This is a genomic window from Spirosoma aerophilum (assembly GCF_054782495.1).
In genome coordinates this window covers 568,356-582,381 of the sequence record NZ_BAAGSJ010000017.1, presented here as the reverse complement: position 1 = coordinate 582,381, position 14,026 = coordinate 568,356, and the positions used below count along the sequence as shown (strand labels likewise).

General features: G+C 53.3%; 10 protein-coding genes. 3 read left to right on the top strand and 7 right to left on the bottom strand.

What is annotated here, in order from left to right:
* Positions 1–147 precede the first annotated feature (147 nt).
* From ACYVK4_RS24765 to ACYVK4_RS24755, 3 genes are all read right to left on the bottom strand, one after another.
* Positions 148–849 (bottom strand): MBL fold metallo-hydrolase, encoded by a 702-nt coding sequence (locus tag ACYVK4_RS24765; protein WP_461130252.1) that lies wholly within the window; start codon positions 847–849, stop codon positions 148–150.
* Positions 850–890: 41 nt separating this feature from the next.
* A complete protein-coding gene (locus tag ACYVK4_RS24760) occupies positions 891–3,509 on the bottom strand; it encodes a PAS domain-containing sensor histidine kinase (protein WP_461130251.1) in 2,619 nt (872 codons plus the stop codon).
* Between the two features lie 280 nt (positions 3,510–3,789).
* Positions 3,790–4,500, bottom strand: coding sequence for a hypothetical protein (locus tag ACYVK4_RS24755; RefSeq protein WP_461130250.1), 711 nt, complete (start codon positions 4,498–4,500; stop codon positions 3,790–3,792).
* A gap of 393 nt (positions 4,501–4,893) precedes the next feature.
* Here ACYVK4_RS24755 and ACYVK4_RS24750 point away from each other — a divergent pair, with 393 nt between their 5' ends.
* Positions 4,894–5,022 (top strand): hypothetical protein, encoded by a 129-nt coding sequence (locus tag ACYVK4_RS24750; RefSeq protein ID WP_461130249.1) that lies wholly within the window; start codon positions 4,894–4,896, stop codon positions 5,020–5,022.
* 310 nt (positions 5,023–5,332) lie between these two features.
* On the opposite strand, the gene ACYVK4_RS24745 is transcribed toward ACYVK4_RS24750, so the two are convergent.
* Positions 5,333–5,608, bottom strand: a complete 276-nt coding sequence (locus ACYVK4_RS24745) for a hypothetical protein (protein WP_461130248.1) — start codon at positions 5,606–5,608, stop codon at positions 5,333–5,335.
* A 276-nt stretch (positions 5,609–5,884) separates the two neighbouring features.
* On the opposite strand from ACYVK4_RS24745, the gene ACYVK4_RS24740 reads away from it, so the two are divergent.
* Both ACYVK4_RS24740 and ACYVK4_RS24735 read left to right on the top strand, forming a co-directional pair.
* On the top strand, positions 5,885–6,454 hold the full coding sequence (locus ACYVK4_RS24740) for a DUF4269 domain-containing protein (RefSeq protein WP_461130247.1): 570 nt from the start codon (positions 5,885–5,887) through the stop codon (positions 6,452–6,454).
* Between the two features lie 92 nt (positions 6,455–6,546).
* Entirely contained in the window at positions 6,547–7,383 is an 837-nt protein-coding gene (locus tag ACYVK4_RS24735) for a hypothetical protein (RefSeq protein WP_461130246.1), read from the top strand.
* Between the two features lie 158 nt (positions 7,384–7,541).
* On the opposite strand, the gene ACYVK4_RS24730 is transcribed toward ACYVK4_RS24735, so the two are convergent.
* From ACYVK4_RS24730 to ACYVK4_RS24720, 3 genes are all read right to left on the bottom strand, one after another.
* Complete coding sequence (locus tag ACYVK4_RS24730) at positions 7,542–9,086, bottom strand: glucuronyl esterase domain-containing protein (protein ID WP_461130245.1); 1,545 nt, start codon at positions 9,084–9,086, stop codon at positions 7,542–7,544.
* A gap of 169 nt (positions 9,087–9,255) precedes the next feature.
* Positions 9,256–11,184 (bottom strand): sialate O-acetylesterase, encoded by a 1,929-nt coding sequence (locus tag ACYVK4_RS24725; RefSeq protein WP_461130244.1) that lies wholly within the window; start codon positions 11,182–11,184, stop codon positions 9,256–9,258.
* A gap of 68 nt (positions 11,185–11,252) precedes the next feature.
* Positions 11,253–13,814: a glycosyl hydrolase 115 family protein gene (locus ACYVK4_RS24720; protein WP_461130243.1), complete on the bottom strand. Its 2,562-nt coding sequence runs from the start codon at positions 13,812–13,814 to the stop codon at positions 11,253–11,255.
* Positions 13,815–14,026 lie beyond the last annotated feature (212 nt).

Sequence of the window (14,026 nt, the reverse complement as noted above, 5' to 3'; positions counted from 1 at the left end):
CAATTGATTTTCAATATACAAACTATTGACCATCAACATTTTAACCAATTTTTCATTTACCGGATTAATGTAAATAATGGGTTGACCTGATCAAAATTTAGCCTATATGTATAGCTAGTGGACCATCTCTGTGGTTAAAAAAATGCATTAAACCTGTTTGAATCGGGCCTTAAATGCCTCGCTGGCTCGCTGCCGGATAGGGCCGCCGTGCCCGAAAACCGCTTTATCAAAGTCCAGCTCACTGACCGCCAACAGGCTTTTTAACGCCAGGGCCCTGTCTTCGTAGACCGTACTCCAGTCCAGCCCCGTAATATTCGCGCAGGTATCTCCGGCGATCAGGACACCCTCGTTTTTTAGCCACAATGCCAGATGGCCCACACTGTGCCCCGGTGTATGAACGACGTGCAGCCCACCGGCAACAGGAAGAACGTCGCCATGCGTCAGGGGTTCATCAACCTTAACGGGATCAATAGTGCCCGACCCTCTTTTTATGAGCAGCTGGTAGATGAGCCAATTGACTACCCCCGGCGAACAATGGATAGGTGAGCGCCCGCTAATGCCCTCCGCCAGCAGGGGCGCTTCCAGTTGATGCGCCAGCACCGGAATGCCCAGCGTATCTTTTATGGCTGCGGCACTGCCGGCATGGTCCGGGTGGGCATGGGTCAGTATCACCTGTTTTATGTTCCCAGGGTCTTCGCCCGCCTTCTCAAGCAGCGAAAATATCCTGGTCAGGCTGTCTTTATAGCCCGTGTCGATGAGCGTCAGGCCGTTATCTTTAATGACGAATACATTGACCCCGCCAAGGCCGATCTGATACAGAGAAGGCGTAATCTGTGTGAAACTTGACATACGTTCGGGCCTCGGTTACGAACAGACCAGCCAGCGAATGGCTAGGCTAATGGCAGATAAACGGTAAAGGTAGCCCCTGCTCCCGGCTGGCTGTGGGCGGTGATAAAGCCACGGTGATTTTCGACCACCTTTTTAACGACGGCCAGCCCGATACCCGTTCCGGTGTACTGACTGCGGCCATGCAGCCGGTGGAAAAGCTCAAAAATACGCTCCCGATGCGACTCATCGAAACCAATGCCCTTATCCTCCACGGTCAGGGCTATCCACCGGTTTCCGGGCGTCGTAAAGCCGGGCTGCGGCAGCTGGTCGGTTCGCAGGTAGGCCACCGCCAGCAACACCTGAGGAGGCTGGCCGGGTTGGGCAAACTTCAGGGCATTGGCAATCAAGTTTTGCAGAAGCTGCCTGAGTTGGGTGGCGTTGCCGGGTATGGTCGGCAGTTCATCCATCCGAATACGGGCACCCGTATGGCGGATGGTTGTTTCCAGATCGTTTAGTACACCCTGAACGATACCCTGTAATGAAACTGGCTCGAAAGGGAGCTGAAGGGTCGTTAGCCGGGAATAGCTCAACAGGTCTTTCACCAGTGTTTGCATGCGCTGGGCAGCATTCTGCTGCCGCCTTAACAGATCCTGGCCAAGGCTGTCGAGCTTTTCGGCATGTTGGGTCAGCAACAGATCGCTGAACGCCTGAATTTTACGCAGCGGTTCCTGCAAATCGTGCGACGCCACGTAGGCAAACTGCTGTAGATACTCATTCGAGCGAATCAGCGCGACGTTATTATCTTCCAGCTGCTGTTGATACACCCGAAGGGGCGTTATATCGGTGGTGATCATCAGAATCCCGTTGCGAAACGAGCTGATATCGTATTCATATGTCAGACCAAACTGCGGGTAATCGACGGGGCCTTTGATCGGCTTCCCATCCCGCATAACAGCGGTCAGGGCCGCAAAAAGGGCCCGTTCTTTAGCCGCCGGAAAAAGTGTCAGCAACGAATGTCCCAACAGATCATCGAGCGTACATTCAACATCGAGAAAATGAGAGAACAACCGGAGCGTCGCCGGGTTGGCCAGATTAAGTCGAAAGTCCCGGATCTGGTCCGAGTCGTCCAGTACCGGATCGAGCACTACAATACTGCTGGTCGAACTGTTCAGGACGCCCTGAAGCAGATCGGCCTGGCGCTGCAGATCCAGTTCAGCCAGTTTGATGGCCGAAATGTCCATGTAGGTCACGATGAGCCCGTCCTCAACAGCCACCGCCGATATGTCGTACCAGACCGTACCCACGTCATTTGGCCAGACAAAACGCTGGCTCTCGGTGGTCTGCGCAACGGCCGCATACCGGTCGAAGAGGCCATTGGTCATCTGGTGCGGCATCAACTCCGACAAACGACTCCCTTCCACTGCCTCGGGCGACTGCCGGAGCGTCTGGGCCAGGGTGCTATTTAACTTGTTCAGGACAAAATCAACAATCTGTCCCGATGCATCCCGTACGGATTTAAACCAGGCCATGCCCGTCTGGGAGTTATCCAGAACGGTTTGTAGAATGGCGGCCTGCCGTTGCTGCGTCAGCTGAGTCTCCTTCTGTTCGGTAATGTCCAGCGTTGTCAGTACAAATCCCGTCCCGTGCGGAACCGCCCGGCAGTCGAACCAGACCAACTTGTTCTCCATCGGGTAAGCTACCTCAAACTGATCGCTTTGCCCTGATTCTACCACGGCTACGTAGCGATCAAAAAGCCCGTTAGTCTTCAGATAAGGGTAAAGCACAAGCATCCGCCAACCCGTTGTCGACTCGACAGGCCGATAAGGACGGTAGGCCGACAGTTCATTGCCCATACCCGTCAAAAAGTCGATAATGCTTCCATTATCGTCGCGAATCGATTCATAATACCGAACCGAAGCGGGCGAACTGCTCATGACACTCTTCAGCAGGGCAGCCGTTGCCTGGCTCTGGGTCACGTCCTGAAACGAAACCAGCAGCCCATCGCCATATTTGACCACCGATAACTCCAGCCATATGTTCTGAGGTGGCAGAAACAGGAGCTGCTGATGGGGCTGCCCCGTCGTAACCACCTTGATATACTGTTGGAACAGTTCATAGGCATGCAAACTTCCGTAGCGCTCACTGATAGGACGGGTCAGAATATCCTCACGGCTTTGGTGCGTGATACCAGCCCCCATCTGATTGCAGAGGATCGCCTGAAAATCAACAATTTCGTGTTTGGCATCGCGAACAGCCTCGAACAGGGCCAAACCAATGGGCATGGCTTCGATGACCGGCTCCAGTGGATGCTTGTGTTTCGGCAGGGGTTCGTTTATTATCAGCGAGAGCACCAGAAGCCGGTCGTCAATGGGTAGAATCTGGCAATCGTATTCATGACTCGAACGTGCTCCTTCAAGCCAGAAGCGAACCCCCGTCCCCTGCCGTCTGCAGTCCTGCACCTGTTGCCCTAACTCAGGGGAGTTGAACGGCGTCGGCAGCTGGTTCAGCGGGGCCCCGAGCACAGGAAAAGACAAAGGGCCTATCAGTTCCAGAGCGTCTTCATTAGCTTGCTTAACCCTTATATCGGCCGGAGCCAATTCAAGCACCAGCATAGCACTTCGGAGGGAGCCGGGGCGGCCCGCCGAAGGAGTTGTAGGGTTTAGCGGGTCAAAGACGTTCACGGATGTAAGCTCGTAGCGGGCTACGCTAGCGCGATTTTACGATAAAGATAAGCGCCCCCTGGTTCAATAAAAAAACCAACATATACTGAAGGCTCATTATTTCTATAACCAGAAACTGCCCGGTCCCGTCGAGCCTGGCTACATAGGCAGCCAGGCTCTGTATGACAGCGTTTTCCCGTTAATTCAGTCAACCTCAGCGGCTCCGATTCAGGCAGGTATGTGCCCCCCACTCAACACGGCAGGCCGGATGGTGGCGGGAACAGAGCCTGGCCATACGCTTTTATTGAGCCGCCTGTGTGATAACGCCAACGTTGTTATTACCGGTCTGCCCCACCGAAGCTGTGTTATAGTACTGAGTTTGCGTGATGTTCAGCCTATTACCGATCCCGCTTTGCAAAGCCGACGTACCCGCTCCGCCAAGTCCCTGGATGACGTTCCCATTTCCCTGTTGAATCAGATAGGTTTCGTTGGCAATGCCCTCCTGCTTTAACCGGGCCTGGTTATCTTCGCCCGTCTGCGTCACTACGACAATATCTCCCTGGGAGTAGTTGGCGGTATTTGTCTGGGTTAGATAAGCTTCATTATTGATACCCGTCTGTTTGACCGACGCGGCCACAAATGTTTTGGACGTACCGGTCTGATTGGATTCGAACTGATTACCAAACCCAACCTGAAGCAGGTCGATTTGCGTGCTGGCACCAACCTGATTCAGGACCGCCCCATTCGACCCCGTTTGTTTGGCCGTGATACGGTGGTTATCACTGCTCGTTGACCCACCGCCAACCTGGGCGATTTCGATATAGTTGCCGCCTATCTCATCTTTATTCTCCTGGGTAACTCCCGCCTGGTTATACGCACCGGTCTGGGTTATGTAAGCCTGTTGATAGTCGCCCGACTGTTGAAGAGACGCCTTGTTGTAAGCATAGGGGTTTTGGGCAAACGATGTGGTCATGGAACCGACAGCGATCAGAGAGAAAAGTACGTTTTTCATGATGTTTAGAAGAGAGAAAATTAAAAGAAACGTTTGTTAACCGGGAATGGCCTCCTGTAAGGCAGTTCGGGTGCGTGGCTGGCTTCTGGCCAGTGAGCATTGCCACTATAGCACCAGGAGGAACTTGTTTTTGACAATCTGGAATCGCTAACGGGAAGCGGGGTCAGGGAAGACTCCCTGACCCCGCTTCCCGTTAGCGTATGCGATTAGCAGATAATGGTTAAAAAAGAGAAAAATGGTGCGGATAGAAAAAATAATGTTTTGATGGGTCAAAGATCGTTGCCTGACTACGCAGGCGCTACCAAATTTGGGACATTTTCTATCAATTTCGGGACATGCCCCCCTTCTTAAATAAATAAATGATTATCTGGTCTTTTAATATATTCTGCGATCATGGATTTCGCCGTTTCCATCCATTTATTACAACCCGGTCAGCAGGGTATCATCTTCCGGAAATTAATTGTCAGCATGCGCCTGTTAACCGGGGAATCGCCGGGACAAGGCCCTGTTTTTCAGCAATAAGCGTAGCCGTACCACGGGAGTGAATGAGCCTGTTGACGTATGACCGCCCGGCGACGGCTTACCCATACGCCATGAAGTAACATAACGTGAATAATGGGTTGATTAGCTTAAAATCTGGCTTATACGCAGTTATCACCCACGTTATACAGCGATTAGATCAAAAAGAGTAAATCTTTTTGATCTAGCCTGGATTCTGATCTTCAGTTAAACTAACCTGCATATAGCCATTATTCACGTTAACATATGTATTCAGTGAATGGCAGTCAGCCAGCAGCATGGGTGAGCACGTGCTTTACTGTCGACATCGAGGTTAGTCGAACCAGTCCTCGTAATAGCCGCCAAGTTCGAGAAGTGTATATAGTGTTGCCCGCAACAGAGTAGTTTCCGTACCTTCGTTCAGGAGCAGCAGGCTGCTTTCGCCCTCCTGGTACAGACTGATTACATCGTTAGGGTCGACTGGGTTGGCGAGTAGCCATTTACTGGACAGGTATTGAGCCTCGATACCCGTCCGCTCACGAACACGTTCAATAATTACCGGGATGGAAGGGGGAGGACCTTCAAAGCACACTTCGCGACTGTATACCATCCTGTCTGTCCATTTAGTTATTTGGCCGCAAAATTCGGCAGTAGAGGCTATATAACAAAGTCTAGTGAACTGAATGGCTTATAATCGGTGGCGAATGCCCGTATTTTTCGTGCGAAGGCTAAGGATTTCTCCGCTTTTTACCGGGCAAGGGTACTTTCTGATTAATTCCTGTATGTGTCGAGCTTCCTTATGGATGTTCTTCCTGCTAAAACGTAATAGTAGTGGGCTTCACACCAACAAAGCCTGCTCAGTACAATTACTCATACCGACTCAACGATGACGTTAATCAACTGGCATACAATCGACCACCTGCAATCAGGCAGCGTTCAGCAACGCGCTGTTTATTCTGTACTGCTCCAACATTGTCTACTTGACCACCTGGCCGCCTTCGATCCTGTGCTGGTTGGCACCTACCCGATTGATATTGCGGTACCAGGCAGTGATCTGGATATCATCTGCGAAGTGCCTGACGCCAATCATTTTCTAGACATAACTCATACTCACTTCGGCCATTACAGCCCGTACGTCAGCTACCAGACAAATATCGGAAACGTGCCCTCCAGCCTTGCCCGTTTTGTGGTTGATGGGTATGAGGTTGAAGTATTTGGACAGCCAATACCTACCCGACAGCAGAATGGCTACCGGCATATGATACAGGAAGCCCGTTTACTGGCATTACTGGGGCCCGACTTCAGGGAAAAGGTCATTGGGTCCAAGCGGGCAGGCCTCAAGACAGAACCTGCCTTTGCCAAGCTGCTGCACCTGCCGGGCGATCCTTATCAGGCGTTGTTGACCCTGGAAGACAGGACCGATGACGCCATCCGGGCGTTGTACGACCCGAACTGACCTCGCCAGGCTACCGGTATATAGAGCGTAAGAAATACCAGTCGTACCAACGGTTTCACGTTCGACAGGGTCTATACCCAAATTCCTAAAGAATGAACATAAGAACCATTTTATACCTTCTACCGATCGGCCTGGTTTTCTTCGGGCATGAACCCTCACTTGCTCAACACGCCTATTCGACAAGAACGGACAGTTTGCTGGCTGATGGAGCCATCCGGAAGCAGACACAATCCTTTTACATCAAACCCATTTTTGAGCAGTATCAGAGCCTGGTTTCAGTTCAAGGCGACGGGTTCAGTGCTCCCCAGAGCGATCTGGCCCGTAAAAGAGACTGGGGTATTCGGATTGGGTATCAATGGGGTCCTTATGAACTGGAAACCGGTGTATCGTTTATTCGCCCATTGGCGGGTTATCGGTATCTGGTACCCGGCTCTTTTGGATACAGTACGCAGACTATAAGCACTGACTACCACCAGTTTCCACTGGTTTTCCGGTACCGGTTCTGGCAGCCCGCAAAGCAGTTGTCGCTCCATGCGGGCGCAGGTGCCGCTTATAATGTTAACCTCGATCGATCTATTCGGCCTCCCGGCGATCGTTTTGAAGAAGGAACTGTTGACGCCGATGGCAATAAGGTGATTCTGGCTCGCTTCTCGCGTCAGTACGACCAGATAAAATCATTTTTCTCGGCTGAAGTGAATGCGTCAGCGCGTTGGACGTTTTCATCCCGTTTCAGTGCCAGCCTGGAGTTCAAGCGGTTAATTAGCGCCAATAATGTCATCAACCTGACCGCCACCCAGGAAACGTTTAATCCGCCAGCCCTCAAAACTGTTCAGGCACATGGCGGGGCAAATAGTTATAACGTCAACCTGGGAATCAAGTACCAGTTTGGCTTTCGTAACCGCTATTCACTCATGCCCAAAGGCGACTGATCAGCTCCCCAAAAAATGGCCTAAAAGGTTGGCGATAAATCTAGTACAACTAAAGTAGCCCGGGAAGGCCATTCCTTTCCGGGCTACTTTAGTTGTGGCATTTGATAGCTGCGTAGCGGCCTGATGTCCGGAGCCAGCGTGCTCCACCAGCCTCCCGTTTATTTAGCGACCCGTTCGTAGTTGAACAGTTTACTGGCCCAGGGAATGACGTATTGAAAATTAGGCGCATCGGTATGGCCGCCGTTGTGCTGTCGCCAGGCCAGTTCGCCGTTCGTGAGGCCGGTCAGTACATCCGGCATTTTTTCGGTGTTGTAATCATTGCTCACACCCAGATCACGGGCACCTAACAGCTTGAATACCGGCCCGGCGGCTATGGTAGCCTTGTAACTGCCCATTTGGTCGAGCCATTTGGCGTCGCCTTTTTCGGGAATCCCGTAACTGACGAACGTAGGCCGCGGGGCACAAAGGGCTAGTAACTCATGCGAATCGATGGGCAGATCGCAGCCGGTTTTAGGACCGGATGATGCCTCAGCAGCCGCGTATCTTAAATAATTACCCGCCATCCAGTGGTACTCTCCGCTGCCAGCGAGGCTCTCCACCGCTTCCCCGAAGATACGCCGTTGTAAAGTAGTGCCGCCCTTGCCCGATGAGCCGATGAGTCCCATGGCGAACCGCTGGTCGAAGGCCATGGCCACCAGCGCGGCTTTTCCATAGCGCGACACCCCTTCCACACCCACCTGTTTGGCGTTGACCTGCGGTTCGGTTTCGAGATAGTCCAGCGCCCGCGAAGCTCCCCAGGCCCAGGCCCGTAAGGCACCCCAATCGTCGGGTTTGCGGGGTTGGCCTTTGTTAACCAGGCCAATGATGCCACGGGTCATCCCCGCGCCGTTATCGGCCTGAATGCTGCCGGGCTCAATGGTGCAATACCCCCAGCCTGCCGCCAGCAGCTGCTCGGTCGGCGGTGAATCGCCATTCGGTGGCGGGGCGAAGAAGTTGGCCCCGGGCAGGCGCGTTATGGGTGCATAGGCCGGATAGCGGTCAAAAATGGCTTTCATCTCCGGGTTACTTTTTATCATCATCTCCTTAAACGCGACGTTGATCTTTTCCAGATCAGCGGGCGACGGCTGAGCGGGGGCGGGTAAAGTCGGGAAGCCAAGCATCATCATGACCGGCACCGGGCCTTTTACGTTTTGAGGTACCACCAGCACCATGTTGATATTTACGTTGATCAGCGGGTAGGCGCTGTTGTCGACCCGGCCAATCAGCTGTTTGGCGATCACGGGAATTCGACCAACGAATTCGTTATCGGTGACTTTAACGATCCAGTTGACTTTGGGAAGGTTGGCGGGCACTTTGCCATACATCTCCCGTTCAAAATCCTCGATCAGTTCCGGTCGACGCTGCTTCCACCATTGATCGGCGGTGGTTACTTTCCTGCCGTTCCGGGTGGTGAGCACGTCGGGCAGCTGCGGGCAGGGCTCGGCTTTGGCTTCGTCGTAATTGGCGTGGTTCGGATCAGCCTCGTTGCCACTTGGGCCGGGTCTTAATTTTTTGATGCCCAGCTGCTGCATCATTTCCGCCTGATCCTGAACAGCCGTAAACGTTTTAAGTCGGGGGTACTTGCTGCTGTCGATGGCCGTTTGCTGGGCCACAGCCCCGCCCGAAAGGCCCATCAGCAGCCCGAAGGCCAGGTATTTGTACATTTGATTGAGGGTTTAGGAGTTTAGCGTTTGATAGCTGAGTAGTATAATTTCTTGGGGATTCTACCCCACCCCAACCCCTCCCCTTGAAAAAAGGGGAGGGGCTAGAAGAGGGCAACCCGTTACTGAGCCCCTCCCCTTTTTTCAAGGGGAGGGGTTGGGGTGGGGTAACTTACTTATCCGTTCGAAATGGCGAGGCTGGTAAGCCTTCTTTGTTGTACAGGTTGGGATTGACCGGGTTGTCGGCCCAGGCGTAACGCACGTACATGGGGTTAGGCACCTCATCGCTCTGCACGACCACCTTGCCGTGTTCAATTGTCGCTTTAGCCCACACGAATTTTTTGTCGCTGCCCGCAATGGCAAATTCGCCGAGGTCTTCCCCATCGTTGGTGATCAATCCACCGCCGGTATTGGTAAAGCTGATCACGATCTTGTTGCCGTCAATGGCTGCCGACTGGAAAATGGGTCCGGACGATACGATATTTTCCTTATAGGCCGTTTTCAGAGCGGTCAGGGCCAGCCGTTCGCCCACATCTTTTTTATTGTCGGGGTGGATGTCGTTCCATTCGCCCAGATCAATGGCCACCACCATACCCGTATTGGGAATTTTCAGGGCGTTGAGCTGCGCTTCCCGCAGCACCGCCCAGCCGCTTTCGGCAGGCTGGTAGTTGTACTCCATAAAGCCGGGTAGCTGGATGTACAGAAACGGAAGAGGGCCTTGCTTCCATTTGTTTCGCCAGTCAGTAATCAGGGCAGGCAGCAGGGTTTCGTACTCTTCCGGCTTACCGGCATTGCTTTCGCCCTGGTACCAGCAAAACCCTTTGATGGCATAGTCGATTTCCGGGGCAACCATGGCATTATATAGCGCCGTTGGCTGATTCTGGGCGTTGATTCCGCCACCAAAGCTACCAGACATGGGCCGGTAGGCCGTACCTACTTTATACTGCCAGGTTCCTTTCAGGTCGAGAGTATCGGTACCCGCGAAAAGGCAATACGGCTTGTCGGGAACAAAGCCGCCTTTCCCCCCCATGTTGGTTACCCGGACAACAAACACGTTTTTGCCCGCTTTCAGCAGATCGGCGGGGACTGTGTACCGGCGTTGCGGGTACTGGTAGGTCGTTCGGCCAACCTGTTTTCCATTAATGTACAGTTCATCGGCATCTACGATCCGACCCAGGAAGACCTTCGCGGGTTTGCCCGTCATGGACGCCGGCACGTCGATTTCACGCCGGTACCAGACGACGCCGTTCAGATCTTTTACGCCCTGATCTTCCCAATAACCGGGAATATTGATCGGTCGCCAACCTTTGGGCATGTACGAAACATCGAACCATTTTGTCGTGCCCGCCGTCCCCAGGTCGACGGGTGGGCCCGGTCTGTTGGCCGTGCTGGTGGCTGGTCGGCGGTTAAGGCTGTTTATATAGGTCGTGTCTTTATTCTTCCCGATGGTGGTTTTAAGAGCCGGAAACTCAGCCAGTCCTGCCTCGCTGGTCCAGGCTTCGATGGGCGTGCCGCCTACACTGGCGTTGATGATGCCCACCGGTATGTTATATTTTTGATGAATTTTTTTGGCAAAGAAGTAAGCCACCGCCGAAAACGGCCTCACATCATCACCCACGGCGGCTTTCCATTGCCCATTGGGGATATCGGCTTGCGGCCCTTGCAGGCTCGTCAGGGTAGGTACCCAGAACTGCCGAATCTGGGGAAAATTGGCCTCCTTGATCTCTTTGGCATAGGTCACGTCATGGATATTGAGCTGGTGGACCATGTTACTCTGTCCGCTGCAAAACCACACATCGCCAATCAGGATATCGTTCAGCGTGAGTTTGGAACTTCCCGTAATGTCCATGCTGAAGGGCCCACCGGCGGGCATTGGCGGCAGCGTTACCTGCCACTTCCCGCTGGCATCGGTCGCGGTTTTATAGGTCTTGTTTTTAAAGCGAACGGCAATTTTTTCGCCCGGCCTGGCCCATCCCCACACCTTTAGACTGGCATCGCGCTGGAGCACCATGCCATCGCTGATCAATTTAGGCAAACGGATTTGAGCCTGTACGACCAGATGGGCGGCCAACAGCAGGCACAGTACGAGAAATCGTTTCATGGGTAATTCGTTAGGAGACGGTTTTGTGAGGGGTTGGTTAAGTAGGTAGTAATAAGTCCTGTGGTGATTCACTTAAGCACCGATTGTCCATACGTTTCTTCGGGGCCGAGGTAGCGGGGGGCCAGATCGCCGAAATCCAGCACCAGCTTTTGCAGCACCACAGCAGGGTTCACCATCCAGAACTTCACGGTATGTTTTCCGGGTGTGGCCATTTTGTGTTTGGTTGATTTGATAATGATGTTCTCTGCCGCCCATTTATTCCAGATGCCTTTGTCGCTTGTTTTATCCTCCTTGTTCAGACTGACGATTTGCGGAGTTTCCCCATCGACCGATACCGCGTATTGCAGCCCGTTCTCCGACGCAAAGACGTTCAGTGTAGGTGAAAAGTAGGCATGGATCGAAAACTCCCCGTCGCTGTTCGTCTGAATGTCGTATTCGAGGTGCGGTGAATTACCCCCGGGTTTCTGCGCTCCGGCCGTCACCGGAAACGGCGTGACCGCCGAACCCGTCCGACCATGATCGGGAAGTACTTTCCAGGTGATCCCGTTGGTGTTGACAGCTCTCGTAAAATGGTCGGCGTCCATCGAAACGCCCTTTTTCGCCACCTGGTGAAAGCCGGAGCCCGCTGCCGATTTTAGGCCGCTCACCGGCAGCGCATCAACCGCTTTGGGAGCAACCGCCGAATCAGCGGGCAGGTAGTTGACCGACGGCATTTTCTGACGCTCCGGCTGTTGCCAGTAGGTATACCCAATATGGGTCTGGCTCATCAAATGATTCCATTTGCCGTTGTTGAGTTGATGGTACTGCCGGGTGATCAATGAGTCGTTGGCATACAGTTGCTTTACCTTGTCGGCAAACCCGTTGGTTGTATTCCATTTGTTGCGATAGGCCTGTTTGTTCAGGGCGACGTTGTAGTACATGTCGTTCAGGTTGGCGCAGGCCTTTATGGGGTGTAGCACCAGCTGAAAGTAGGCGTCCTGGCAGGCGGCAGGGAGTTCATTGTTGATCTGCTCGGCTTTTGTCAGGAGTGCGGTGTACTCACCAACCACGGTTTGCCACTCGTCGAGGCTGGGATAGGTGTTGGCATCGAGCAGTTCGGGTTTCCGGCGGGCGTTGTATTTAGCGTACCGGGCCAGCAAATAGGCGATGTCTTTGGCATGGGCTTTTCCAAACTGAGCAGCTGCCCAGTTTTCCGTGTACGCCGTGAGGTCACTGGCATCTATCTTTTCGGGGTTCCAGGCATAATCCAGAAAGAAGGAGATCGGAAACTCCATGGGCTTAAGATCGCCCACGTTCACAATCCAGATGTCGCGCACGTTATGCTGCCACGCCAGGTTCATTTGCTCCCAGATGCGCGGCAGTGGATTGGTATTGAGCCACTTGTAGTTGCGCGGACCACCCACATAGTCGAAATGGTAGTAGATACCGTAGCCTCCTTTACGCGGTTTTTCGTCGGGCCGGGGCAGTTTTCGCAGGTTGCCCCAGTTATCGTCGCAAAGCAGGAGGGTCACATCGTCGGGCACGCGCATGCCTTTGTCGTAATACTCCTGAACCTCTTTGTACAAGGCCCAGAGCTGCGGGGTTTCGGAAGCCGGTTTGCCTGTTACCTCCCCGATAATCGTTCGCTGGTCGGTCACGATGCGTTCGAGCAGGGCGGTGGCCGTCTCCCGCGACATGGGCGCGTCGCCATCACCCCGCATGCCCACGCTTACAATTTTTTCGTTGGTGGCCCGCTTCATCCCGTCGCGCCAAAACTGCCGCAGCTTGTCGGGGTTGGTTTCGTAGTTCCAGGGGCCACCCCCTGCCCGTCGCCATTCGTCGTGCGCCCGCATCAGGGGTTCGTGGTGCGAGGTGCCAATGACAATGCCGTATTTGTCGGCCATGGCTATGTTCAGCGAATCATCGGCATAAAAGGCGTTACCCCACATGGCCGGCCAGATGTAGTTGCCTTTCAGGCGCAGAATCAGCTCAAAAACCTTTTCGTAGAACCGGTGATTGAAGCCGCCGAATTTCTCTTTGGTCCAGCCCGAGAGCGCCGGAGCTTCGTCATTCAGGAAAATGCCCCGGTATTTTACGCCGGGGGCATCGGTCAGGGTGACGTTGCGCTTAAAGTAGATCTCCTTCCGCTTTTCGACCGGCACATCGGCCCACCAGTACCAGGGCGACACACCCATTTGTCGGGACAGTTCGAAAACACCATAGGCGGCACCCCGACGGTCGTTACCGGCAATGATGAGCGCGTTCGGGATGCCTTTAGCCGGATTCGTCAGGGTTTGCACCAGCGAGGCTTCCCATTTTCCGCTGATCCTTGTCGGGTTTATTTTCCCTTGGGCAATCAGTTGTTTCAAAAAGGGCGATTGCTGAATTGTACCGATGGCAATGACGTTTTTAGAGAGCTGGCTGATAGCCGTAACGATGGGCAGTTTGGCCCCTGTGACCAGCTCAATATCCTTCTGGAGCAGCGTAGCGGCTGTTTTCACAAGTTCTGTTTCGCCGTTATCGACGTAGATCACCGCCGTTGTGACGGCAAACGGCGATTTGTCGGCCATGATGCTTTGCCCCCGGCTGGTGATAGAAAAGAGGAGGAAAACGGCCAGGATCAGATTTAGTTTCGAGTCTCTGGTGAGCACAGGTAAGCGTTTTGAGTACGTGATGATTTAGTCTGTTCGCAGCAAGCGGGAGTCCGTTAATGCAATCGGTTGCATAAGTAACACAAAAAAGAAAGCCAAACCATACATTTATGAAAATAAAGACATTGTTTACCGTTTTACCAGGATTTATACTCCTGCCATCCCTTCGGGATTATACCTTAACAGCCCTGCCTTTAAACCGCATTCGATTG

What these genes read in the sequence shown, in the direction of transcription:
- ACYVK4_RS24765 (WP_461130252.1), bottom strand. Translation starts at nt 849, where the DNA reads ATGTCAAGTTTCACACAGATTACGCCTTCTCTGTATCAGATCGGCCTT.
- ACYVK4_RS24755 (WP_461130250.1), bottom strand. Translation starts at nt 4,500, where the DNA reads ATGAAAAACGTACTTTTCTCTCTGATCGCTGTCGGTTCCATGACCACA.
- ACYVK4_RS24750 (WP_461130249.1), top strand. Translation starts at nt 4,894, where the DNA reads ATGGATTTCGCCGTTTCCATCCATTTATTACAACCCGGTCAGCAGGGT.
- ACYVK4_RS24745 (WP_461130248.1), bottom strand. Translation starts at nt 5,608, where the DNA reads ATGGTATACAGTCGCGAAGTGTGCTTTGAAGGTCCTCCCCCTTCCATC.
- ACYVK4_RS24740 (WP_461130247.1), top strand. Translation starts at nt 5,885, where the DNA reads ATGACGTTAATCAACTGGCATACAATCGACCACCTGCAATCAGGCAGC.
- ACYVK4_RS24735 (WP_461130246.1), top strand. Translation starts at nt 6,547, where the DNA reads ATGAACATAAGAACCATTTTATACCTTCTACCGATCGGCCTGGTTTTC.
- ACYVK4_RS24730 (WP_461130245.1), bottom strand. Translation starts at nt 9,086, where the DNA reads ATGTACAAATACCTGGCCTTCGGGCTGCTGATGGGCCTTTCGGGCGGG.
- ACYVK4_RS24725 (WP_461130244.1), bottom strand. Translation starts at nt 11,184, where the DNA reads ATGAAACGATTTCTCGTACTGTGCCTGCTGTTGGCCGCCCATCTGGTC.